Genomic DNA, 21110 nt, shown 5'->3' with positions numbered 1-21110 from the left:
GAGACCCAGAGCAGAGCCGCGGCCTTTCACTCTCATGGCCGCGGCTTATGCCTGATTTCCAAGGCGCCGTTGCGTTTTAGAACCACCACATCAGGATGGGGGTTGCGCAGCCTGACCAAGGCATCGCGATACAGCATGCGCGCCACCAGAAACACACTGATGCCCAGTGGCAAGATGGTCCCCGCGACATCCTCGGCCTTGCTGCTTCGCGTCTCTTGCACGCGCACTTTCAGGTCTCGGTCGCGCAGGGCCTGCTCGAAACTGGCCGCGGCTGCGTCAACGTCGCGGACATTCTCCAGATGGAAGGAGATCCGTCCGGATAACAGGCGATCCAATCCGGTGGAGTCCAGGCGGTTCTCGAAGTAAGTGGGCGTGGAGGACATGACGGCGCGAACAAAGCGATACGCCGGTGGGGCGGCGATCGACGCGCGAGTTTAATCCGTCTTTCGGCGCAAGATGATTGTATCGGCAGATTCTCGGACGGAACTTCGTAGTTCGATGTTGCACTCACCGGTCCCCCCTCTCGCCAGGAGGGCCGCCTTCCCGAGTTCAGCATGCACGGAGCTCCACATGTACTTCCGTAGACGGCAGCTTGCGACGCTGCTTTGCATCAGCGGCCTGCTTCCCATCGCCACGTCCGCGGCTGCGATGGAATTGCCATATCCGCGGCGCCCCATCACTATCGTGGCCGGTTATCCGCCCGGGGGCGGCCTGGACACGCTCGCCAGACTCCTGGCCAAGCATCTGGCGACCGCTGTCGGCCAAAAGATCCTGATCGAATATCGTCCAGGCGCGGCCAGCAATATTGCCGCCGACGCCGTGGCTCGCTCCGCACCGGACGGCTACACCTTGTACATCAGTGGGCGCCCCAACACGATACACAAGTTGATGTACGCGCAGTTGCAATACGATTTCGCGCGGGATCTCGCGCCGGTGGCCCTGCTCGCCACCGTGCCGTATGTCGTCGTGGTTGGAAAGGACGCGCCCATACGTGGCTTGGACGAAGTCCTTGCTCTCGCGAACACCTATCCCGGGATGGTCACCTGCGGGTCGGCAGGCGTTGGCACCAGCTCCCATCTTTTATGCGAGCTCTTCCAGCAGATGTCAGGCACACAACTTTTGCACGTACCCTACCGAGGCGCGGCCCCGGCTATCGCGGACCTGGTAGGCGGCCGAGTGGATATCCAGTTCTCCCAATTGCCCACGGTACTCCCATATATCAGGGCGGGGTCCGTCCGCGCCATCGCGACTATCTCGCCGCGCAGACTGCCCTCGCTGCACCAGGTTCCCACCATCGAAGAGGCGGGCTTTCCGGGCTTGCAGCTTGAATCCTGGTACGGCTTGATGGCGCCGGCCAGAACGCCCGCGACGGTCATCGAAAAGCTGAACAGATCGATCAATGCGATGTTGATGGACCCCGATCTGCATGCCGCTTACGTGGACCTGGCTTATGCGGCGCCGCTGGGGCCGAATACGCCGGACACATTGCGCGACCTGATATCGCGCGAGACAACGACCTGGACCAAGGTGATTCTCCAGCGCAATATCTCGCCAGCGCACTAACAGCAGCACCGCCCAGCGCTTATACAGCGACCTATCGATACCATCACACCGCATCGGCCATTCACGTCTCGCTCCATTCGCGCAGCAGGTTGTGATAGCAACCCACCAGCTTGGCGCGGGCGACGGCATCGGCCTGTGTCTCGTTCAAACGCTGGATGGCGTTGTCCATGTCGTATAGCAGCGCGCGCCGCGCGTCTTCGCGGATCAGGCTCTGCACCCAGAAGAAACAGCCTAGCCGGATGCCGCGCGTGATCGGCGTGACCTGGTGCAGGCTGGTGGCCGGGTAGACCACCATGTCGCCCGCATCCAGCTTGACGCTGTGCAGCCCGTAGGTGTCATGCACCTGCAGCTCGCCGCCGTCGTATTCCGCCGCATCGCTCAGGAACAAGGTGATGGACACGTCGGTGCGCACCTTGCGGCCGGTGTGGGGGTGGATGCGCACCCCGCCGTCCACGTGCGCGCCGAAGGTCATGCCGGCGCCATAGCGGTTGATCATGGGCGGATAGGCGACATTGGGCAGCACGGCGCTGATAAAGGCCGGGTTGCGCTCCACCGCGCCCAGCACGATCTGCTGCACATGGTGCGCGGCCTCCGATCGCTCGTCGATCTGCTGGTTGAACTTGACCGCCGCACCCTGGTAGCCGGCCGACACCCTGCCATCCACCCAGGCGTCGCCGGCCTTGTCCAGGATTTCGCGTATGGCCTGGACCTGTGCCGTATCCAGCACCTTCGGTATGGTGATCAGCATGGCGCGGGCTTATTGCATGTGGTAGGTGACCGTCAGCATGGCGGTGCGGCCGGTGCCCGGCACCGCGCGGCCGCCGTCCGACGGGATCAGCGCATCGTAGTACTTTTTATCGAAGATATTGAACAGGTTCAGGCGCACGTCGTACTTGGGCTGGTGCCAGGCCACCGTACCGTCCCAGCGCGTGTATCCGCCCACCTCCACGGCATCGGTGTTGGCCGCGTAGCGGGACGAGGTATACACCGCGCCGCCGCCCACCTCCCAGTTCTGCAGGAGCTGATAGGTAGTCCAGAAGTTGAAGGTATTCTTGGGCGTGTTGGCGGGCGTGTTGCCCTGCGTGCCGTCCTTGGCCTGGGTGATTTCCGCGTCCAGGTAGGTGTAGGCGGCGTAGACCTGCCATTGTTTGGTCAGGTGCCCCGACGCGCCCGCGCGCACGCCGTTCACGCGCACCGTGCCGTCCAGCTCGAAGACGCCCGGGCTGATCTGCGTGCGGGCGTTCTCTTTCTTGATCTGGAAGATCGCCGAGTTCAGCGAGAGATTGCCGTCCAGCAAATCCCACTTGCCGCCAGCCTCGTACGACTTGTTCGTCTCCGGCTGCAGATCGTCCTGTCCCACCGTGCCCGTCAACTGCTCCAGCGAGGGGTTGAAGGATGTGCCGTAGGAGATGTAGTAGGACTGCCAGTCGCTGGGCTGCCAGATGGCGCCGGCCCGCACACTGGTGTAGTGCACCGTCTGGTCGGCATTGGCGGGCGTCGTGCTGCGCGGCATGGAGTTGGTGACGGTGGCCTCGTAGCGGTCCCAGCGCAGGCCGCCCACCAGCTTGAACTGCTTGGTCAGCTCGATGGAATCGTTGGCGTAAATGCCGACCGTGTTGGCGGAGCCCGTGGCGAAGTTACCCGGCACTTCGGGCAGGTCCGCGGAGGTATGCTGCGGGTCCACCATCTGGGTGCAGCCGACAAAACCGGTGTTCAGCGTGAAGCCGTCGCAGGTGCCGGTGCGGGAATAGGCCTGGTTGCTGTAGTGGTCATGGCCGATCTCCACGCCGGTCAGCAGCTTGTGCTTCACGGAACCGGTGGAGAACTTGGTCGTCAGTTCGGTCTGGTTGAAGATGGATTCGTCGTGGATGACGCGGTCGTGGCTTTGCTGCAGGACCCACAGGTCGTCCAGCGGCAGATTGGTGACGTTGCCGGCGGGAAGCTGCTGGAAGCCGCTGGGCCCGATCGTGCCCACCGACTGCGGCGCGGTCTCGCGCGCGTCGGTGCGGACGTTGTTGTACTGCGTCTGGTTGCGCAGCACGACGTCGGGCGTGAACTTGTGCTGGACCGACGCGTTGAGCATCGCGATGTCCTGCATGGTGCGGTCATCATGGAAGCCATACGCGGTATCGCGGTCCACGCCGGCGGGATGGCCGTTGACCGACTGCACGCCGTAGTCCGCCATATCGTCGTTATGCTGCAGCAGCGCCGATAGCGTCACTTCGGTAGGCGTGCCGATGCCGAACTTGAACGAAGGCGCCGCACCGAAATCCTTCACATGGGACTGGTCGCGCGTCGTGGCGTCGCCGTTCTGCGCCATGCCGTTGAAACGGAAGGCGGAGGTCTCCGACAACTGCATATTGGTATCCACCGTCGACCGCAGCAGGCCGTTGGTGGTCACGGAGCCGCTGACGTCCGTGAAATCGGCCAGCTTGGGTTTCTTGCTGACCTGGTTGATGACGCCGCCCGTCGATCCCCGGCCGAACAGCATGGACGACGGGCCCATCAACACTTCCACCTCGTCCAGGTCGAAGGTGTCGCGGTAGTACTGGCCGCGATCGCGGAAGCCGTCCAGGTAGATATCGGTGCGCGCGGAAAAGCCGTTCAGGTTGATGTTGTTCCCTATCGTGCCGCCTTCCGCCGCGCCCAGCGTAATGCCCGCCACGTTGCGCAGCGCGTCTTGCAGGGAGTTCGCGCCCTGCGATTGCATCAGGGCCTTGTTGACCACTGTCACCGATTGCGGGATGTCATGCAGGTCGGTGCCAAGGCGAGGCAATGAAACCCGGTCGGTGTTGAAGTCGTCCGTGGGGGCATCGCCATTGACGTGAACGGTATCCAGCGTAGCGGCCGTGGCAACGTTGCCCGATGCGGGCGCGGGTGCCGGCAGTGCGGCAGCCGATATTGGCGGCGATACCGTCGGGCCGCCAGATGCCGTTGCCATGGACGGCGTCGGCGCCGCGGCTTGCTGCGCATAGGCCGGGACAGGGGCAGCGAATACGGCCAGGACCGCGGCCGCGATTGGGGTGAGCTGCTTCATCGGAACAGGGAACAGTGTGAGGGCTGAGGGCCTGGCGACCACGCATCACGATGCCGGCGCCCGGAGTGCGATCCGAAACGCCGCGAATGCTAACTATTCCCAATTCGATTATCAAAAGCTTTTTCAAATCTGTCGATTGGCTTTGATCGAGCTGTCTCCGTGCTGAAAATCCGGCCCCGGCAAGGCAGCGGCGTGGCGCGATGACGATATGGCGGGCCGGCCGGCCAATCGGTCCTGCCGCTCAATCCTCGAACAAGGCGCGCGCTTCCTCGAATATCCGCAGCAGTTCATCCACGACGGTCCGGACCGCCAGATTGGCCCGGTCCTGCCGCCGCATCAATATCCATATTTCGCGCGGCGGCATGGCCGGTTCCAGCGCGCAGCGGCGCAGCCCGGGCTCGGTGCGGCCGATGTAGTGCGGCAGCATGGCCAGCCCCACCCCCGAGCGCGCCGAGATGGCCTGCGCGTACTGGTTGTGGGCGCGAAAGGCCACGCGCCCCTGGGGAAACGCGCGCGACAGCCAGACGGCGTCGGGCAGATAGGCGTTGGCCTCGTCGAAGCCAACGAAAACCGGCGGCGCGCCCTCTTCTACTTGCTGGCACAGGGCCGGCGTACCGTAGAAGCCATAGGCCATGGCCCCGGCCTGCTTGGCGATGAAGTCGCCGTCCTGCGGACGGCCCAGCCGTATGGCGATGTCCGCCTCGTGGCGTTCCAGGCTGATGGCACGCAGATCGGTGCCCAGGTCGATGTCCAGGCCGGGATGCAGCACGGGCAGCCGCGACAGCCTGGCAATCAGGAAGCCCAGCGCCAGGGCGGGCGACGCGTTGACGCGGACCAGTCCGCGCGGCGCCTCGTCCGGTCCGCCACGGCCCAGGGTCTGCACGGCACTATCCATGTCGCTGGCCGCGGTCAGGGCACGCCTGCCGGCCGGGGTCAGGATGTAGCCCTCCGGGCGGCGTTCGACCAGCTTGTCCCCCAGCGTGGCTTCCAGCGACTGGATGCGGCGGGCGATGGTGGCGTGGTTCACCGCCAGGGCCCGCGCGGCGGCGGAAAGGCTGCCATGGCGGCCCAGCGCGAGAAAGACGCGAACGTCCTCCCAATCGACCTCTGTGCGTTTTTTCTCAGCCATTGAGCGCGAATAGCGAATTCCGCGAAAAAGGCCCACAGCTTAGGCTACGTCCCATGCCAAATCAATACGGCAGCCCTCCCAACCACCAAGGAACCATCATGAACACGGAACGCAAAGTCGCCATCATCACGGGCGCGTCGCAAGGCATCGGCGCGGGCCTCGTCCAGGCCTATCGCGACCAGGGTTATGCGGTCGTCGCCAACTCCCGCAATATCAAGGCCGGATCGGACGACGGCGTGATCGCGGTGCCGGGCCACATCGGCGACCGCGATGTCGCCCGGCAAGTGGTCGATACCGCGCTGGATCGCTACGGCCGCGTCGATACGCTGATCAATAACGCCGGTATCTTCGTCAGCAAGCCCTTTACCGAGTACACGGCCGAAGACTTCAGGAACGTGATCGACGTGAACCTGGGCGGCTTTTTCCACGTCACGCAATTCGCGCTGGCGCCGATGCTCAAACAGGAGCGCGGCCATATCGTGCAGATCACCACCGCCCTGGTGGACCAGCCCCTGGCCGGCGTGCCGGCGGGGCTGGCCAGCCTGACCAAGGGCGGCCTGGCCTCGGTGACGCGCGGACTCGCCATCGAATACGCCCGCCAGGGCGTGCGGGTGAACGCTGTCGCGCCCGGGATCATCAGGACGCCCATGCATGCCCCGGAGACGCACGAATTCCTGAACGGTTTGCATCCGGTCGGCCGCATGGGGGATATCCAGGATATCGTCGATGCCGTTCTATACCTGGAGCGGGCCGGCTTCGTGACCGGCGAAACGATAGACGTCGACGGCGGCCAGCACGCCGGCCGGTGGTAATACCCTCGACCGGCCCAGGGCCCGTCCACCGGGACGGGCCGCGCACAAGGAGAAAACCATGCCCTATGTGAATATCAAAGTGACGCGCGAAGGCACGTCCCCGGGCGCCAGCGCCACCACGCCGGAACAGAAGGCGGCGCTGATCCAGGGCGTGAGCCAGTTGCTGCTCGATGTGATGGGCAAGCCGCTGAATAGCACCTTCGTGGTGATCGACGAAGTCGAAATGGAAAACTGGGGCGTCGGCGGCGTCCCGGTGCAGGAATACCGCGAGCGCCAGCGCCAGGCGCTTACTCGCCCTTGATGCCCGCCTTCTGGATCACCTCGCCCCACTTCTTCATTTCGGCGTCGATGAACTTCTGGAACTCCGCGGCACTGCCGGGATAGGGCTCCATGCCCTGGGCCAGCAGCTTGCGCTGGATATCCGCGTCCCGCAGCGCGGTGTTGATCTCCTTGTCGAGGCGGCCGACGATGGCGGCTGGCGTGCCGGCGGGCGCCATGAAGCCGTACCAGCCCGAAGCGACCACGTTGGGCAGCCCTTGCTCGCTCAAGGTGGGCGCGTCGGGATAGATCTTGCTGCGCGCGGTAGACGCCACGCCCAGCACGCGCAGCCTGCCGCTCTGCACATGCGGCAAGGCCGCGGTGATGGCGGTCAGCGTGCCATCGAGACGGCCGGCGAGCAGGTCCGTGTAGGCGGGAACGTCCCCTCGATATTGCACCGTCAGGCCCTTCACGCCCGCATCCCGCAGGAACAACTCGGCCGCCAGGTGCGGCAACGAGCCGGTGCCGGGCGTGCCGAAGGTCAGGCCGTTGGGCAGGGTCTTGCCGTAAGCGATCAGCTCCTGTGCGGTCTTGGCCGGCGATTGCGCATTGACCACCAGGAACAGCGGCACCGTCGCGGCCATGGCGATGGGCGTCAGATCCTTGCGCGGGTCGTAGCCCAGCTTGCCGTACAGCGCTTCCAGCGTGGAGTAGGGCGCGGCCGCGTACAGGATGGTGTAGCCGTCGGCCGGTGCGTGGGCGACGAATTCATTGCCCAGCCGGGTGCCGGCCCCGGCCTTGTTCTCCACGATGAAAGACTGGCCCAGGCCGCGGCCCAGGTATTCGGCGAACAGGCGCGCCGACAGATCGTTGGGACCGCCCACGCCATAGGGCGAGATGATCCGGACAGGGCGCGCCGGCCACTCCGCCTGCGCCAATACGCGCGGCGCCCATCCCGCGCAAAGTCCCGCGGCGGCCGTGCCCAGCAGCGCCCGACGGCTGATTTTCATGGATGTCTCCCGATCGTTCGAATTGGAATCGCCGTCCCTGGCCCACGCAGCCGGGACGTGCATGGCCGCGATGATAGAGGCGGCCATCTATTAGGACAAATTTCATTTTCTTGATGACTTAAAGGTTAAAGTTATAAGTTGAAAAAGCCGCCGCGACAGCGGCATGCAAAGGAGCATTCATGGCGATCGAGGTCACGCTCAGGCAGTTGCGCGCCTTCCTGGCCGTGCTGGAATGCGGCAGCTTTTCCGAAGCGGCCGACACCATGCATTTATCGCAGGCGGCGCTCAGCGGCCTGGTCAAGGAACTGGAAAGCCGGCTGGGCGTGCGGCTGCTGGATCGCAACACGCGCAGCGTGGGCGCTTCCGCGGTGGGCAGCGCCTTCGAGCCCATGGTGCGGCGCGTACTGGCGGACCTGGACGAGGCCCTGGCCGGCGTCAGCAATCTGAAGGCGCTGCGCCGCGGCGTGGTCCGCGTGGCGGCGCCCGAGCCCTTGTCCTGCACGCTGCTGCCGGAATTGATTTCAGACTATGGGGACGCCTACCCCGGCATCGAAGTCCGCTTCGACGATGTGCCCATCGAACAGGTCCTGGCGCATCTGCACAACGGCAGCGCCGACATCGGCTTCGGCCCGGCCGGCGTGCTGACGGACGAGGCGATCGAAGCCCACGTCATCCGCGCCGACCCGCTCTGGGCCGCGCTGCGGCCGGACGACCCCTTGGCGGCACAGGAATCGGTCACGTGGAAGTCCCTTCGGGAGCGTCCGCTGATCAACTACATGCCCAACCTGGCGGTGAACGTGCTGAGCAAGCTGCCGCCGCGCAACCACCCCCGGGACATACTGCCGGTGCACCGCGTGAACACCGCCCTGTCGCTGCTGCGCGTCCGCCCGGGCTATGTCATCTGTCCTTCCATGGCCCGCGCGCTGGTGGAGGGGTTCGGATTGGCGTTCCGGCCCATCCGGCAGCCGACCGTCACGTGGCGGGTCGCCATTTTCGTGCGGCCGCGCAGCGCGCTGTCGCCGGCGGTGGAGCGGTTCCTGGATTTCACGCTGGAGGCGGCGCGCGGCTGGGGCGACGACCACGGCGCCACGCCGGCATCGCGGTAGGCCATCAGGCACGGAGGAACGGCGCGGCGGGCGAGCGCATGACGCTGCCGCGGACATGGAAAGCGCCCAGGCCCCGGCCGCAAGCAGGCACCCGGGGGAAACGACAGGCGCTGGCGCCCGTGGACGATGGCGCGGCTGGATTAATAGGCTTATCTTATAGAAACTTCGGAAATCTCAGTTTGCCCGATAAGACGGCCGCGGGTATCTTGACCGGTCTCCGGGGCCAAGAATGCCGATCGCCGAGGCATCCCGCGGCGCGCAGGCCCCGGCATACGCCCGAGTATCCATGAGCCTGCCAGACCTCGATTCCTTCCTGTCGCCCCGATCCATCGCCATCCTCGGCGCCTCCACCCACCGCGGCAAGATCGGCGCCGTGCCCGTGCGCTACCTGGTCGAGCACGGTTACGACGGCGAGATCTATCCCATCAATGCCCGCGCCGATGAAATCGAGGGCCGGCGCGCCTACGCCTCTTTGCCGGCCGTGGGTCGCCCCATCGACCTGGCGATCTTCGCCATCCCCGCCTCCGGCGCGATGGCGGCCCTGGACGACGCCATCGCGGCCAAAGTGCGGAACATCGTGATGTTCTCGGCCGGCTTCGCCGAGATGGGCAAGGAAGGCGAGCAGGCGCAACGTGAATTCGCCGCCAAGGCCCGGGCGGCCGGCATACGCGTGCTGGGACCGAACTGCCTGGGCTTCATGAATGTCGCGCGCTCGGTATATGCGACCTTCTCGCCTGTCGTCGCGACGGGCGAGAACCAGGCGGGCCATGTCGGCATCGTCAGCCAGAGCGGCGCCTTCGGCGCCTATGCCTACGCCATGGCCCGCGAGCGCGGGCTGGGCCTGTCGGCGTGGGTGACGACGGGGAACGAATCGGATATCGGCGTGGCCGACTGCATCGCCTGGATGGCGCGCGATCCGGCCACGCACGTGATCATGGCGTACCTGGAGGGCTGCCGCGACGGCGCGAAGCTGCGCGAGGCCCTGGACCTGGCACGCGCGGCGGGCAAGCCGGTGGTGGCCGTCAAGGTCGGCCGGACCGAGCTGGGCGCCATGACGGCGGCCTCGCACACGGCCGCGCTGGCCGGCGACGACGCGGTATTCGATGCGCTGTTCCGCCAGCACGGCGCCTATCGCGCGCGCACGATAGAGGAATTTTTCGATATCGCGCACTGCCTGGCTGTCGCGGGCCTGCCGCCCAATACGCAGGTCGGCCTGCTGACGGTGTCGGGCGGCGTGGGCGTGATGATGGCCGACGACGCGGCAGAGGCGGGCCTGGACGTGCGGCAATTGCCGGCCGCCGCGCAAGCAACGATACGCAAGCGCGTGCCCCTGGCCGCCACCCACAATCCGGTCGATATCACGGGCCAGGTCACGGCCGAACCGGAGCTGCTGGAAGCGACGGCGCGCGCGATGCTGGGCGAAGCGGGCCATGGGAGCCTGCTGATTTTCCTGGCGGCCTTCGGCGCCACGCCGGCGATGCAGGCCTTGCAGCAGCAGCTGGCGCGCGACCTGCGGCGGGACTTTCCCGGGCGGCTGGTGATCTTCAGCACGCTGGCCGACGCCGCCCAGCGCCGGGCGCTGGAAGCGGCCGGCTGCCTGGGCTTTACCGATCCCGCCCGCGCGATCCGCGTGCTGGCCGCGATGGACTTCTTCCTGCGGCAGCGGCTGCGTGAACCGGCGCCTGCGATGGAGCGCGGCGATGGGACTGCCGCGAACCCGGCTGCCGGACCGGCGCCGCGCCCCGGTCCCTGCAACGAGGCGGACGCCATGGAAATGCTGGGGGCGTGGGGCATACCCACCGTCGCGTTCCAGCGCGCGCGGGACAGCGAGCAGGCCGTGGCAGGCGCGCGAACGCTGGGCTTCCCGGTGGCGATGAAGGTGCTGTCGGCCGACATCACCCACAAGAGCGATATCGGCGGCGTGGTGCTGAACGTGCGCGATGCCGATGAGGCCGCCGCCGTGCATGCCCGCATCCTGGCCGCCGCCCGCGACGCGGCCCCGGCCGCGCGCGTGGATGGCGTCCTGGTCGCCCGCATGGTCCGCGGCGGTGTGGAATGCATCCTGGGGGCGCGCCGCGATCCAGCACTGGGCGTGGTCATCATGCTGGGAGCGGGCGGCGTCAACGTGGAGATCATGGGCGACGTGAGTTTCCGCCTGGCCCCCGTGGACATCGCCCAGGCCCGGGAGATGATCGACGAACTGAAAACCTCCCGCCTGCTGCGCGGCTTCCGGGGCGCGCCGCCCGCGGACGTGGACGCACTGGCCCAGGCCATCGTGCGCCTGTCCGCGTTCGCATTGGCGGCCGGCGACACGCTGGAATCGGTGGAGCTGAATCCCTTCGTCGTCCTGCCCCAGGGCCAGGGCGCGCAGGCGCTGGACGCCGTGCTGCTGACGGCGCCGACCGATCTTCCGACTTCCCCGACGACCAGGACGCCATGACAGCCACGACAACCCCTATGGCCCACACCGCGAGCGACGCCTCCGCGCGCCAAACCGTACTCATGACCCTGCCCCTGTTCGAGATGGCGCGCATGCGCGCCGCGAACACGGCACGCAAGCATCCCGTGCAGGGGTTCGCCGGCGACAACCCCGGCTCGCGCATGCGCTGGCTGAACCAGTTCACCCATACCCGGCGCCTGCGCGGCCCGGAAGACAAGGAAGTCGTCACCCCGAACAACGACACGCTGTTCACCAATGCCTGGCTGGATCTCGCCGACGGGCCGGTGGTGATCGATGTCCCGGCCATGGGCAGCCGCTACTGGGTACTGGGTTTCCTGGATGCCTGGACCAACCCCTGGGCCTATGCCGGCCGCCGCGCCACCGGCGGCGACGCGCAGCGGCTGTTCGTCCATGGCCCGCGCTGGCAAGGCGAAGTCCCCGCCGGCATGCATCGCATCGCCGCGCCCAGCGACGACGTCTGGGTGATCGGCCGCATCCTGGTCGATGCGACCGCGCGCGACCTGGCCGAAGTCCACGCGCTGCAGGACCGCTTCGCCCTTCTGCGTCCGGACGGCTCGCCGGCCCTGTCGCGCATCGATACGCTGATCGACGACCGCGGCGCCGGCGTCCCGGGCGCGGAGGAATACCTGCGCGTGCTGGACATTATGCTGGCCCGCAATCCCTCCGCCCATCCCCTGCCCGCATGGCCCTTGGCGGCCGACGTACTGCAAGACGCCTTGACCCAGGTTTATACGGATCTTCGAGACGTGGCCCGGGCTTCGGAACTTGGCGGCGGCTGGACCACCGCCGTGAGCGTGCGCGACAGCTTCGGCGACGACTTCCTGACGCGCGCCCGCGTGGCGCGCAACTGGATAGGCACGCTGGGCATCGACGAGGCGATGTACATCATGGCCGAGGTCGACGAACAAGGGCAGGCCTTGACCGGCGAACACCGCTACGTATTGCGCTTCCCGCCGGGCGGGCTGCCGCGCGTCGGCTGCTTCTGGTCCATCACGCTATACCGGCGCAGCGATTGCCTGCTGGTGGCCAACCCCATCGGCCGCCACTCCATCGGCGATCGCACGCCGGGCTTGCAGCCGGACGCCGACGGCGGCCTGAGCATCGCCATACAGGCGGACGACCCCGGCCCGGGCAAGAACTGGCTGCCTTCGCCCGCCGGCGAAGGTTTCTACCTGACGCTGCGCCTGTACCATCCCGGCAAGGCGCATCTGGACGGCAGCTTCGCCTATCCCCCCGTGCGCCGCCAGGCCTGAACAACGAGAGACCGCAATGCAGAAAGACGTCTATGTCGTTTCCGCCGTCCGCACGGCCATCGGCGGCTTCGGCGGCACGCTGAAGAACACGCCGCCCGCCGAACTCGCCACCACCGTGGTGCGCGAGGCGGTAAGCCGCGCCGGCGTCGCGCCGGAAATCGTCGGGCATGTCTCCATGGGAACGGTCATCACCACCGAGCCGCGCGACATCTACCTGAGCCGCATCGCCGCGCTGGACGCGGGCCTGCCGCGGGCCGTGTCCGCCTACAACATCAACCGCCTGTGCGGATCCGGCCTGCAGGCCATCGTATCGTCGGCGCAGGCCATCGCGGCCGGCGACTGCGAGGTCGCGGTCGGCGCGGGCGCCGAATGCATGTCGCGCGCCGGCTACCTGTCGCCGTCCAACCGCTGGGGCGCGCGCATGGGCGATACCGTCATGCTGGACATGATGCTGAACGCGCTGCACGACCCCTTCCATGGCATCCACATGGGGATGACGGCGGAGAACGTGGCCGAGCGCTTCGGCATTACGCGCCGCATGATGGACGAGCTGGCCGTGGCCAGCCACCAGCGCGCGGCGGCGGCGATACGCGAAGGCCGCTTCAAGGAACAGATCGTTCCGGTGAAGATTTCCTCGCGCCGCGGCGACACCTGGTTCGATACGGACGAACACGTCAAGCCGGACACCACGCTGGAAGTGCTTTCCGGGATGAAGCCGGCATTCAAGCGCGATGGCGGCACGGTCACGGCGGGTAATTCCTCCGGTATCAACGACGGCGCGGCGGCCCTGGTGCTGGCCAGCGCCGATGCCGTCAAGGCGCAGAAGCTGACGCCTATCGGCCGGCTGGCCGGCTACGCCTATGCGGGCGTCGAACCGGCGCTCATGGGCACGGGGCCCATCCCCGCCACGCGCGCGGTGCTGGCCCGCACCGGGCTGAAGGTCGCCGATATGGATGTCATCGAATCGAACGAAGCTTTCGCCGCGCAGGCCTGCGCGGTCATGCGCGAGCTGGATTTCGATCCGGAGAAAGTCAACCCCAACGGTTCGGGCATCTCATTGGGCCACCCGATCGGCGCCACCGGCGCCATCATCGCCACCAAGGCGCTTTACGAACTCCAGCGCATCGGCGGCCGCTATGCGCTGGTCACCATGTGCATCGGCGGCGGGCAAGGCATCGCGGCGATCTTCGAGCGTGCCTGACCGGGGCGGATCCATGAGCGATTCCAAGGGGAAGACATGCCAGGTGCATTGAACGAGCGCGTCGCCATCGTCACGGGCGCGGGCGGCGGACTGGGGCGCGCGCACGCGCGGGAGCTGGCGCGCCACGGCGCGCGCGTGGTGGTCAACGACCTGGGCGATTCGGCGCATGCCGTCGCCGAGGAAATCCGCCGTGCCGGCGGACAGGCGATCGCCCATGCCGGCAACGTCACCCGCTACGAAGAGATGCAAGCCATGGCGGCGCTGGCCGTGGCGCAGTTCGGCCGGGTCGACATCCTGGTGAACAACGCCGGCATCCTGCGCGACCGCACCTTCGCCAAGATGTCGCTGGACGAATTCCGCCTGGTGCTGGACGTGCACGTCATGGGCGCCGTCAACGCCACCAAGGCGGTATGGGAAGGCATGCGGGCGCAACACTACGGCCGCATCGTGATGACCACCTCGTCATCCGGCCTGTACGGGAATTTCGGGCAGTCCAACTATGGGGCCGCCAAGATGGCGCTGGTCGGGCTGATGCAGACGCTGGCGCTGGAAGGCGCCAACCGCAATATCCGCGTCAACTGCCTGGCGCCCAGCGCCATCACGGCGATGACCGAAGGCCTGCTGCCGCCGGAAGCGGAAACCGTGCTGACGCCGGAGCGCGTCAGCCCCGGGCTGCTGGCGCTGGTGGGAGAGGACGCGCCCAGCCGCATGATCCTGCTGGCGGGCGGCGGCAGTTTCGAGGCCGCGCACATCACCATGACCCAGGGCATCCATATCGACGATGAAGAGGATCCCGCCGGCACCCTGCCCGGCCGCCTGGCCCAGGTCCAGGAGCAGGCGGACCAGGTGACGCCCGCGTCCGGCTGGGACCAGGCGAAACACGAACTGGCGAAGGCGCTGGCGCAGCAGCCCTGAACGGTACGCGCATGCGCCGCCGTCAAGCCTGATTCAATCCGCGGTGCCCGCTCGTTCCGATGCGAGCGGATCGGCGTGGCTTTTATTCTGCCGCCCGATGCGGCGTACCTGCCGTATCCCCACCGCGGCGATCAGGCCCATGATGGCCGTCACCACCGCCAGCCCCGCACGCAGGTCGGCGCGGTGCGTGATGCCGCCGATGATGGCCGGCCCCAGCAGCATCCCTACATAGGCGCAGCGCGCGATGGCGGCAATGCCTTCGGCGGGGCTCATGCCGGGCAGCCGGGCGGCGGCAAGAAAGAAAAGCGGCATCAGGTTCGCCACCCCCAGGCCCATCACCAGGAAGCCCGCCAGCGTCCAGGACGGCTGCGGCAGGCATACGGCCAGCGCGATGCCGGCAAAGCCCAGCCATGCGCTGGCGCTCAAGGTCGCGCCGTCCCCGAAGCGGCGGCGCAGCGGGTCGGCGGCGAAGCGTCCGCAGGCCATGCCGGTCGAGAACGCGGCATAGCCGTAGCTGGCCAGCTGCGGCGCCGCCTGCGCCACATCGCGCAGGTAGACGCTGGCCCAGTCGTACATCGCGCCCTCGCAGATCAGCCCCAGGAACGCGAACAGGCCCAGTATCCATAGCATGGCGGACCCACGGCCGCGGCGCGCCGGGGGCGCCTCGCCCGCCGTGGGCGCGTCGGCCAGCAGATGGGGCGTGCCGAAGGCGATCGCCGCCAGGGCCAGCGCGGCAACGCCGGCGGCATACAGCCAGGTCGGCAGGCCGGCCAGCGCCGCCAGTCCGCCCAGGCCGGCGCCCACCATGCCGCCCAGGCTGAACATTCCATGCAAGGTGGACATGATGGGCCGCGCGCCGCGTTCTTCGACGGCGGCGGCCTGCACGTTCATGGCGACATCGAACCCGCCCATCGCCATGCCCAGCACCAGCAGCAGGCCCAGGAGCACTTCGAAATCGGGCATCCAGGGAATGAGCCCCGTGGCGAGCGCGTACACGATGCCGCTGATGGTCAGCGCACGGGCACTGCCGACGCGCGTGGCCCAGCGGGCGATGGGCCCCATGGCGACGATGGCGCCGCACGCCACGGTCAGCATGGCGAAGGACAGCACGAAGTCCGACAGGGCGAAACGCGATTTGATGTCGGGGATTTGCACCCCCCAGGCCGCGAAGGCGGCGCCATTGACGAAGAATTGCGCCATGACGGAGCGCGTCGCGGCGCGCATGCCGGCGGCGGCGGCGCTCAGGGAGTTATCCGGTTTCAATGAATCTGGCATTTGATGTTCGATCGGTCTTCTTGCGTACGGAGTCGGCTTGTTCCATGCGCGGGCCGTATCCTCGCATATTGAATCGACTTGCTTCCAATATCCTGTCTCCGTCGCTTCGATGGCGCTACGGCGCTACCGCGTGAGCGGCGCTACGGCGTCAGCAAGCGCCCCGCCCTCTCGCGGGCATGCGCCTCGAGCGTGGGAGCCAACTGCCGCACGGCACGCCGGAACTGCTGTGCCACGGCGCCCAGCGGTATCGACCGGCGCCGCAACAGCCCCAGCGTGCGCGTGACGCGCGGCCCATCCAGGGCGCGTATCGCCAGCCGTGCGCCGGGCATGTCGGGCAAGGCCGATAGCGGCACGACCGAGATACCGATGCCGGCCTCCACCAGGCCCAGCGAGCGGGTCAGATGGTCGATTTCCACCAGGTGGTCGCGTTGCCAGCGCCACTTCCGCAAGGCTTGTTCCAGCACCGCCCGGTTGCCGCTGCCCGGCTCCGAAACGATCAGCCGGTAGGGCTTCAAGTCGTTCCAGCTGACCCGTGGCTGCGCGGCCAGCGGATGGTCGCCGGGGCACGCCAGCAGGAACGGTTCGGTAAGCAGGGATCGAAGGCGAGGCCGTCGGTGACCGCCGACTGCAGCGTCACCCCGAAATCCACGGCCCCGTCCCGCACGGCGGCCGCCACGCGGGCGACGTTGCCTTCGACGATGCGCAGGCGCGTCCGCGGACGCCGTTCGTGAAAGGCACGCAGGATGTGCGGCAGCAGAAGGCGGGTCGCCGTCGGGATGTAGCGCAGGCTGAGCTGGCCGTTGCGGCTGGCGAGTTCGCCATCGATGGCCGCCAGGGCTTCTTCCGGATCGCCCAGGATGCGCCGCGCGCGCGGCAGCAGCAGCTCGCCCACCGGCGTCAGCTGCACGCGCCGCGTGGGGCCAGCTTATCGACGCATTGGCCGTGAAGCGCTGAGCGGCGGCGGTGCGGCGGCCGCCGCACCGCCGTTCAGGCGTAGTTCCAGAACCGCGCCAAGGCGGGATCCTTGCCGGTGACGGGATCGGTGGCCGGGAATGGCAGGCGCGCCATCCTGTCCATCATGGCCTGCGTGGGCGCCTCCCGGCAGATGTCCCAGCGCTGGCCCGGCGGATATGCGCCGACGACCAGGAAATCCTCGCTGGCCGACAGGCGGCAATGGCCCGTCCCGACCGGCAGCAGCACCACGTCGCCGGCGCGGACGGCGACCTCGGTGCCATTGGGACCGCCCAGCATCAGCCGTGCGGAGCCGGCGGCGATGCCCAGTACCTCGTGCGCGGTGGAGTGGTAATGGTGATAAGCGTATATCCCGTCGCGCCACTGCGGCACCCAGCCGTTGCGCGCGAACATGCCCTCGAAGGCGGACGCGACATCGCCGTCCAGGACGACGCCGGTGTAGTGCAGTACCGGCAGTTGCGGATTATTGGGCACCCAGTCATTGCGGCGCAGCAGCAGCGTGGACGGCGCCGGCAACGCGGCGCGCGCGGGCGTGGCGGGAAGGGCCAGCACCGCGGTGCCCAGCACCGCGCTCCGGATGAAGTCGCGCCTGTGGAATGTCTGCATGGTCAGCTCCCCTCGATGAATCGGATTTGAAAACCGATGCGCGAGGGAAGTTCCCGCGGGCATCGCGGGAAGGCAGAGGCAGGCGCCGCGTGGACGCCCTCGCGAAGCGCGTCCGGTCCCGGGTCAGGCCGTGACGTGCAGCTGCGTACCCACCATGCCGTAGGTGGAAAGCTGGGGCGAGACCGAGCCGATCAGGCTGGCGATGGTCTGCGCCTGGTTGTCGAGCGCCTTGCGCAGCAGGCTGTTCTGGGCTTCCTGCAGGGCATTGGCCTGTTGCAGCGCCACGGCGGCGCCCACGGTGCCTTCAATCGACATGCTGTCCATGCTGGGGAACCCCCTCGGCTAGAAAGAATTGGAAGCATACCGTAGAAATGTGTCATTGGGGCGGCTTGGGCCTATACTCCCCCAGCGTCGACATTCCCTTTTGCCTGCCATGCCCTCGCTACACATGTTCCTGCTTTTCCTGGCCGCGGACGTCGCCCTGAAACTGACACCGGGCCCGGACATGGCATTGACCCTGACGCGGGGCATGACGCAGGGATTCCGCGTGGCGTGGCTGAGCGTGCTGGGCACCTTCGCGGCCGGCTTCGTCCAGGTGCCCCTGGTGGTCCTGGGACTGGCGGCGATTTTCAAGGAATCGCCCACGCTGTTCCTGGCCGTCAAGCTGATGGGCGCGATGTACCTGATCTACCTTGGGGTACGCGCGATACGCCGCAGCCGCAACCCGCGGGCGCTGGCCGAGGTCGCGGCGCGCGGCGAAGGCTGGGACGTGTTCCTGCAAGGTTTCATGACCAATCTGCTGAACCCCAAGGTTTTCATCTTCCTGATCGCCTTCCTGCCGCAGTTCACCGATCCGGCGCAGGGCCCGGTGTGGGTGCAGATGCTGTTCCTGGCCTGCTTTTCCAAGGTGTTCGGGCTGTTCTCGGGCGCCACCTATGCCTACGGCGCGGCGCGGATCCGCAACTGGCTGACGCGCAACCGCTGGTTCCTGCGTGCCCAGGAAGGCGTGCTCGGCGCGACCATGATCGCCGTGGCCGGCTACCTGATCTTCAGCCAGGACAGTTCCGCGGGAAAGTGACCGTCAGGCGGGTAGACCCCGGCAGTCGCCCGGAGCGCCACATCGGGTCATCCAGGTTGCGCGCCCCGTGCCGGGACGGCCTAAATGTTAGTTAAAACGTACTTTTTTGGTCATTCTCGTGTAAATGTCGGGTATGACTGACATTTTGAGCTGTGGCCATCTACCATTCGGTTTGGCCGGTTCGCAGTTCGGCCGGATAAGGTGCGGCGTTGCCCGCCCGGAAACCGTCATCGAGCGCATCGCAACGGCGATGGAAGAAGCGCTTCGCGACGAAGCACCACGCATCGACTCCGCGTTGCTGGCTCGCATGAAGGCAGAATGGGAGGACGGCTACACCTCCGCCCGGCCATCGAGGATCTTCCGCAATCCCTGATCTACCCCAGCCGGGCCCGCACGATCAAGCCCAGGTACACCAGGCCGGCGGCCAGGCTGGTGTGCCCGCTGTAGCTCACCAGGCCCAGGCCCCAACCCTGCGCCGCGACCACGATCCACAGGGCCACGGCAAGGAAGCCCCAGCCCGTCCAGCGCAGGCCATGGCTGCGCCCGCCGGAAAGAATGCGGCCGAACAGGGCCTCCTGCTGCCGTTCCGTGGCCAGCGCCAGGGACAGGAAGCCGGCCAGGCAGCACAGCAGCACCAGCAGGTGCATCATGGCGATTCCCCCGCGGCCGATGCGCGCACCGGTCCCCTGGATGCCGGCCCGGCGCGCCGCGCGCGGCCGGTATGCCGCATCGTGCGCCAAGCCAGGACGGCATGCAGCGCCGCCAGCGCCCACATCATCAGGTCGAAGCCCGCATAGACCCAGTCGCCGGTGGCCACGCTATGCCAGAACGGCCGCTGCGTGGTCAGCGCGTTCAACCCCGGCAGCAAGGCCAGCAGCGCCGCCGCCAGCCACAGCAGCTCGATCCACGCCTTGCGGGCCGGCCGTGCCAGCGCATAGAGCAAGGTCACCGCCCATACGGCGAAAAACAGATCGATCTCGCGGCTGCCTCGCGCGGCCAGGTCCACGGGCAATAGCCGGTTGCCCCACAGGAAGGCCGTCATCGCCACCGACAGGCCGGCGATGGCGGCGATGTTCAGCCGCTCCACGAGCCTGAAGCCGAAGTAAGGCCGGTCCGGATCCGGCAGCTTCTGGCGGCGCTTCACCGTCCACATCACCAGCCCGGTGCCGACCATGGCCGTGCCCGCCAGGCTGACGATGAAGTACAGCCAGCGCATCTGCAGGTCGCTGAAGCGTCCCATGTGCAGCGCATACAGGACGCCCCGCACCTCGGCCGCCGCCCCCACGCTGTCGCGGACTTCCAGCAGCTTGCCGGTGGTCCCTTCGAACAGCAGGTACTGCGGGCTCATGGACGTGCGGCCGGCTTCGCCACGCGTCACCGCCACGCGCGCGGCCGCGTCGCCGGCCAGCGTTACCGTGACATGGCCCACGTTGTCCCGCCCCCAGCGGTCCTGCGCCTGGCGCACCATGTCGGCGATAGGCGCCAGGCTGGCCGGCTGCCCGCTGGGCTTGCCCGGCTGGATAAAGGCAGAGAGCTGCGCCCGCAGTTCCAGCCGCTGCGCCGGCGTCTTCAGCGCGGCCCGTTCGCCCCATGGCATATACAGCGTCATCAGCGTGACCAGGCCGGTATAGGTGATCATCAAATGGAAAGGCAGCCCGAATACCGACAGCGCGTTGTGCGCGTCCAGCCAGGATCGCTGGCCCTTGCCCCAGCGGAAGGTAAAGAAGTCGACAAAGATCTTCTTGTGCGTGATGACGCCGCTGACGATGGCCACCAGCATGAACATCGCGCACAGTCCCGCCAGCCAGCGGCCCCACTGCGCGGACAGGTAGTGGAACTGGAAATGGAAACGGTAGAAGAACTCTCCGCCCTGCGTGTCGCGGGCGGCGACGCGATGGCCGGTTTCCGGATCGAAGGCGGCCGACTGGAAGGCGCGGCGGCCGGGCTCCGGGCTTGGCAGGCGCCAGAACGCGCCCAGGACATTGCTGCGCGGCGTGGGCAGCTCCATGCTCCATTGCGGGCTGCCGGCCGCCACGGTGCCCAGTTCATCGGCGATGCGCTGCGCCACCGCGGCCGGGTCCGGCACCGGTTCGCGATTGCGCACCTCGGGCCGCATCCACGCCGAGATCTCGTCCTTGAAGTAACTGACGGTGCCGGTCAGGAACATCGCGTACAGCAGCCACCCGGCAAGCAAGCCCGCCCAGATATGCAGGTCGGACATGGTCTGGCGGATGCCGCGGCCCGTGCAGGCCGCGAATACCCACACCACCGCGCCCGCGTAGATGGCGAAGCTGGCCAGCATGCCGGTCAGCACGGCCTGCGGTCTGCTGATGGGCAGGGCCAGCGCCGCGACGCTGGCCAGCGCGGCCAGGGCATAGCCGCCCACCACCGCCAGAACGATGCGAAACAACAGCGCGGCAAGACGTCCTTTGCG

Annotated in this window: 20 protein-coding genes and 1 pseudogene; 10 read left to right on the top strand and 11 right to left on the bottom strand. The window is 67.5% G+C overall.

Annotated elements, in window-relative coordinates; translation table 11 throughout:
- Positions 1-32 precede the first annotated feature (32 nt).
- On the bottom strand, positions 33-383 hold the full coding sequence (locus BAU06_RS04230; RefSeq protein ID WP_066344678.1) for a hypothetical protein: 351 nt from the start codon (positions 381-383) through the stop codon (positions 33-35).
- 187 nt (positions 384-570) lie between these two features.
- Here BAU06_RS04230 and BAU06_RS04225 point away from each other — a divergent pair, with 187 nt between their 5' ends.
- Positions 571-1563 (top strand): Bug family tripartite tricarboxylate transporter substrate binding protein, encoded by a 993-nt coding sequence (locus tag BAU06_RS04225; protein WP_066344674.1) that lies wholly within the window; start codon positions 571-573, stop codon positions 1561-1563.
- 61 nt (positions 1564-1624) lie between these two features.
- Here the strand turns inward: BAU06_RS04225 and BAU06_RS04220 are convergent, their stop codons facing one another.
- The 3 genes from BAU06_RS04220 to BAU06_RS04210 all read right to left on the bottom strand — a co-directional run bounded on the left by BAU06_RS04220 (position 1625) and on the right by BAU06_RS04210 (position 5729).
- Positions 1625-2311, bottom strand: coding sequence for a Fe2+-dependent dioxygenase (locus BAU06_RS04220; protein ID WP_066344669.1), 687 nt, complete (start codon positions 2309-2311; stop codon positions 1625-1627).
- Positions 2312-2320: 9 nt separating this feature from the next.
- Positions 2321-4600, bottom strand: coding sequence for a TonB-dependent receptor (locus BAU06_RS04215; protein WP_066344667.1), 2280 nt, complete (start codon positions 4598-4600; stop codon positions 2321-2323).
- A 241-nt stretch (positions 4601-4841) separates the two neighbouring features.
- On the bottom strand, positions 4842-5729 hold the full coding sequence (locus tag BAU06_RS04210; protein ID WP_066344666.1) for a LysR family transcriptional regulator: 888 nt from the start codon (positions 5727-5729) through the stop codon (positions 4842-4844).
- Positions 5730-5827: 98 nt separating this feature from the next.
- Here BAU06_RS04210 and BAU06_RS04205 point away from each other — a divergent pair, with 98 nt between their 5' ends.
- Both BAU06_RS04205 and BAU06_RS04200 read left to right on the top strand, forming a co-directional pair.
- Positions 5828-6541 (top strand): SDR family NAD(P)-dependent oxidoreductase, encoded by a 714-nt coding sequence (locus BAU06_RS04205; protein WP_066344665.1) that lies wholly within the window; start codon positions 5828-5830, stop codon positions 6539-6541.
- A 58-nt stretch (positions 6542-6599) separates the two neighbouring features.
- Positions 6600-6842, top strand: coding sequence for a tautomerase family protein (locus BAU06_RS04200; protein WP_066344663.1), 243 nt, complete (start codon positions 6600-6602; stop codon positions 6840-6842).
- Here BAU06_RS04200 and BAU06_RS04195 read toward each other — a convergent pair.
- Complete coding sequence (locus tag BAU06_RS04195) at positions 6829-7809, bottom strand: Bug family tripartite tricarboxylate transporter substrate binding protein (RefSeq protein WP_066357969.1); 981 nt, start codon at positions 7807-7809, stop codon at positions 6829-6831. The two genes, BAU06_RS04200 and BAU06_RS04195, sit on opposite strands and share 14 nt — an antisense overlap.
- Before the next feature lie 179 nt (positions 7810-7988).
- Between BAU06_RS04195 and BAU06_RS04190 the strand changes: the two genes are divergently transcribed.
- The 5 genes from BAU06_RS04190 to BAU06_RS04170 all read left to right on the top strand — a co-directional run bounded on the left by BAU06_RS04190 (position 7989) and on the right by BAU06_RS04170 (position 14745).
- Positions 7989-8915: a LysR family transcriptional regulator gene (locus BAU06_RS04190; protein WP_066344661.1), complete on the top strand. Its 927-nt coding sequence runs from the start codon at positions 7989-7991 to the stop codon at positions 8913-8915.
- Positions 8916-9201: 286 nt separating this feature from the next.
- Entirely contained in the window at positions 9202-11355 is a 2154-nt protein-coding gene (locus tag BAU06_RS26485; RefSeq protein ID WP_066344659.1) for an acetate--CoA ligase family protein, read from the top strand.
- Between the two features lie 17 nt (positions 11356-11372).
- Positions 11373-12629 carry a DUF1254 domain-containing protein gene (locus tag BAU06_RS26480; protein WP_066344657.1) on the top strand — a complete coding sequence of 419 codons (1257 nt, stop codon included), beginning with the start codon at positions 11373-11375 and terminating at the stop codon, positions 12627-12629.
- 16 nt (positions 12630-12645) lie between these two features.
- Positions 12646-13830: an acetyl-CoA C-acyltransferase family protein gene (locus tag BAU06_RS04175; protein WP_066344654.1), complete on the top strand. Its 1185-nt coding sequence runs from the start codon at positions 12646-12648 to the stop codon at positions 13828-13830.
- Between the two features lie 36 nt (positions 13831-13866).
- On the top strand, positions 13867-14745 hold the full coding sequence (locus tag BAU06_RS04170) for an SDR family NAD(P)-dependent oxidoreductase (RefSeq protein WP_066344652.1): 879 nt from the start codon (positions 13867-13869) through the stop codon (positions 14743-14745).
- Positions 14746-14778: 33 nt separating this feature from the next.
- Here BAU06_RS04170 and BAU06_RS04165 read toward each other — a convergent pair whose 3' ends face one another.
- The 4 genes and pseudogenes from BAU06_RS04165 to BAU06_RS04145 form a co-directional block, all read right to left on the bottom strand.
- Positions 14779-16020, bottom strand: coding sequence for an MFS transporter (locus BAU06_RS04165; RefSeq protein ID WP_231933997.1), 1242 nt, complete (start codon positions 16018-16020; stop codon positions 14779-14781).
- A gap of 140 nt (positions 16021-16160) precedes the next feature.
- A pseudogene (locus BAU06_RS26980) lies at positions 16161-16912 on the bottom strand (LysR substrate-binding domain-containing protein).
- Between the two features lie 95 nt (positions 16913-17007).
- Positions 17008-17598: a cupin gene (locus BAU06_RS04150; RefSeq protein WP_066344647.1), complete on the bottom strand. Its 591-nt coding sequence runs from the start codon at positions 17596-17598 to the stop codon at positions 17008-17010.
- A gap of 123 nt (positions 17599-17721) precedes the next feature.
- Complete coding sequence (locus BAU06_RS04145; protein WP_197509433.1) at positions 17722-17913, bottom strand: YjfB family protein; 192 nt, start codon at positions 17911-17913, stop codon at positions 17722-17724.
- 118 nt (positions 17914-18031) lie between these two features.
- Here BAU06_RS04145 and BAU06_RS04140 point away from each other — a divergent pair, with 118 nt between their 5' ends.
- Positions 18032-18676, top strand: a complete 645-nt coding sequence (locus BAU06_RS04140; RefSeq protein WP_197509431.1) for a LysE family translocator — start codon at positions 18032-18034, stop codon at positions 18674-18676.
- 133 nt (positions 18677-18809) lie between these two features.
- Complete coding sequence (locus BAU06_RS26475; RefSeq protein WP_156770142.1) at positions 18810-19049, top strand: hypothetical protein; 240 nt, start codon at positions 18810-18812, stop codon at positions 19047-19049.
- A gap of 1 nt (position 19050) precedes the next feature.
- On the opposite strand, the gene BAU06_RS04135 is transcribed toward BAU06_RS26475, so the two are convergent.
- Positions 19051-19326, bottom strand: a complete 276-nt coding sequence (locus BAU06_RS04135) for a DUF3325 domain-containing protein (RefSeq protein WP_066344644.1) — start codon at positions 19324-19326, stop codon at positions 19051-19053.
- Positions 19323-20897 carry a PepSY-associated TM helix domain-containing protein gene (locus BAU06_RS04130; RefSeq protein WP_082993839.1) on the bottom strand — a complete coding sequence of 525 codons (1575 nt, stop codon included), beginning with the start codon at positions 20895-20897 and terminating at the stop codon, positions 19323-19325. Before BAU06_RS04130 ends, BAU06_RS04135 begins: the two co-directional genes overlap by 4 nt.
- Positions 20898-21110 lie beyond the last annotated feature (213 nt).

The sequence above is a fragment of the Bordetella bronchialis genome, assembly GCF_001676705.1.
GTDB classification, from domain to species: Bacteria; Pseudomonadota; Gammaproteobacteria; order Burkholderiales; family Burkholderiaceae_B; genus Bordetella_C; species Bordetella_C bronchialis.
The sequence above is the reverse complement of the archived record's forward strand: the minus strand, read 5'-3'. Positions and strand labels throughout refer to the sequence as shown.